Annotated in this window: 2 protein-coding genes; both read right to left on the reverse strand. The window is 63.4% G+C overall.

Translation table 11 applies throughout. The annotated features are described in order from the left end of the window. Positions 1-915 (reverse strand): 2-hydroxyacid dehydrogenase (locus tag GM910_RS26855; RefSeq protein WP_159593957.1); only part of this gene is annotated, 915 nt, incomplete at its 3' end. Between the two features lie 588 nt (positions 916-1,503). Then, positions 1,504-2,340 carry a universal stress protein gene (locus tag GM910_RS26860; RefSeq protein WP_159593955.1) on the reverse strand — a complete coding sequence of 279 codons (837 nt, stop codon included), beginning with the start codon at positions 2,338-2,340 and terminating at the stop codon, positions 1,504-1,506. Between the last annotated feature and the right edge of the window lie 255 nt (positions 2,341-2,595).

The raw sequence follows: 2,595 nt of genomic DNA on the forward strand, positions 1-2,595 counted from the left end.
GGTAAGCGCCTCTCTCGTGAAGAAAGCCTGATGGCCGGTGATGAGCACGTTGGGGAAGGTCAATAGCCGCGCGAACACATCGTCACGGATGAAGCGGTCGGAGAGGTCCTCGAAGAACAGGTCCGCCTCCTCCTCGTAGACGTCCAGACCGAGGCTGCCGATGATGCCCTCTTTCAACCCGCGGATGACGGAGCGAGTCTCGATCACGGCGCCGCGGCTCGTGTTGATCAGCATCATGCCGGGCTTGAGCAGCGGCAAGGTCTCGGCCCTGATCATGTGGTGCGTATCGGGCGTAAGCGGACAGTGCAGGCTCAGGATGTCCGACTGCGCAAATATCTCCTCGCGCGGCACATAGGCCGCACCCAGCCGCTCGCAGGCCGGGTTGGGCACGGGATCGTTCGCCAACAAGCGGCAGCCGAAACCGGCGAGAATGCGCGCCAGCGCCTCGCCGATCTTGCCGGTGCCGACGATGCCGACGGTCTTGCCGTGGAGATCGAAACCCAAAAGCCCCTCGAGCGCGAAGTTGCCCTCGCGCACACGGTTATAGGCGCGATGGATCTTACGGTTCAGGGCGAGGATCAGCGCCACCGTGTGCTCGGCGACGGCATGCGGGGAGTAAGCGGGGACCCGCGCAACCTTGATGCCCAGATCGCGTGCCGCTTCCAGATCGACATTGTTGAAGCCGGCACTTCTCAGCGCCACCAGCCGGATGCCGAGCCCACGTAGCGCCTCCAGAACAGGCTTGCTGAGGTCGTCGTTGACGAAAGCGCATATTGCCTCGGCTCCCTGCGCCAGGGGCACTGTCTCCAATGCGAGGCGCACGTCGAGAAACTGCAGGTCATGGCCGGCTTTGCCGTTGGCGGCAGCCAGAAACTCGCGATCATAAGGCTTGGTGCTGAACACCGCGACCTTCATCATCGTCCTCCCACTGCATCGCGGCGGGTCGGAAAGCCTACGCGGGCGTGCCGACCGCCATGCCGTCGATCGTCGCCCTGGCTTCCTTGCGCGCCTCTCTCGCCGTTTCGGAAGCAAGCCGCGAACTTGCTCGAGACGGTGTTTCAGAAACGATAGCGCCTCGATCTGGTAGCGCATGATCGCCTTGAAGGTATGCGTCTGAAGCCACGCCGCTGCTTGGACGAACTGCTGTCCGTCCCCGATTGAGAACCATGTGAGAGGTGGCGATTGCACGGGCTTGTCCTGCATTTGTCCGCTCCTGAAGCTGTCTGTCGGCGAGGCAAAAATCCGAATTATGCAGCATGAAACATAGATGCCTGTTGCGGCAGGCTCATTGACGCGGGTCAAAGGCCGCCGCCACGGCTTGGGCTAGGAAGAGAGCTCAATGAAGGAGCTGCAGCAATGATGTCGTCGTCCTCCACCCCGCGGACATACTCGAGGAGGGCAGCCGGGTCGAGCGGAGGGAGTGAGGCGCGGGCCATCTGGCCTAATCCCGCCGGATCAACTCGCCGGGATACGCGTCGCGCACTGCACGCGAGACCATGCCCCCTATCGTGCCATGAGGATCGGCAGCGGAGGCTCTTTGAGCATCGATTTCGTTACGCCGCCGAAAATGCGTTCGCGCATGCGCGAATGGCCATAGGCGCCCATCACCATGAGATCGGCGGCGCAATCCATGGCGTGCCTGCCCAGGACCTTCGCGATCGCGTGTCCCTGGCTTGGCAGGCGGTCGACCGTGACCTTCGCACCGTGGCGCGCGAGAAACGCTGCCGCGTCCGCGCCCGGCTCCGAACCATGGCCGCTCTCGCCCTCGACAGGGTCGACCAGCACGAGACGGACCTCGTCGGCACCTTGGAGCATGTCGAGAGACTCGCGCACCGCTCTTGAGGCCTCGAGGCGCGTGTCCCAGGCGACCACGATGCGTTTCGGGCTGAGCGTTGCCTGCCAATCCTCGGGGACGAGGAGGAGCGGCTTGCTCGAGGAGAACAAGGCTCCCTCAATCGCCTTGTCCCTCAATGTGTCGCCGGCAGGCAGGTCAGGCCAGGCGACGGTGATGTCGGCATACCGGCCCCGCCGCCCGATGGCGTCGTCAGCCCAGACGACCTCTGCATATTCGCTTGCCACATCGGTCGACAGGGCAGTCTGCGCCAGGTATCGCGACACCGCCTCGGCGGAGGCCCTCAACTGCTCGAGATCGGCCTGCCGCTCCTGCATCCAGGCATCGGAAACCGTTGCCGCATATTCGCCGACGGGTGGCGGGGCGGCCAATGCCACGACAAGTACGGACAAATGCGCATGGGCTTGCTCGCAGAGCATGACGGCTTTCTGTAACGCGCTTTCGTCATAAGCGAGGCCGGCGACGGCCAGAACTGTCCTGAACGGCATGATAGTGCTCCTCCTGGTGCAAAGAATGCGCCGCTGTTTCAGGCGATATCGCAGCCTGCCGAGGCTATCCTTGCGCTGCGTCAAATGCTGACGGCGGCGACCGCAGCTCCACCGAGCGCGGGCGGATCGCCTTGCTCTGGATCAAGGCGCTGGAATGCCTGTCGGGCTATCGGATGAGGCAATGAGTCCAACAATACCGGTGAACAGGTCCTTCGCCGGGATGCCCAAGGAAGGACACTCCGTGAGCTATTATTT

The sequence above is a fragment of the Chelativorans xinjiangensis genome (assembly GCF_009812055.1).
In the GTDB taxonomy this organism is placed as follows: domain Bacteria; phylum Pseudomonadota; class Alphaproteobacteria; order Rhizobiales; family Rhizobiaceae; genus Chelativorans; species Chelativorans xinjiangense.

What these genes read in the sequence shown, in the direction of transcription:
- GM910_RS26860 (WP_159593955.1), bottom strand. Translation starts at nt 2,340, where the DNA reads ATGCCGTTCAGGACAGTTCTGGCCGTCGCCGGCCTCGCTTATGACGAA.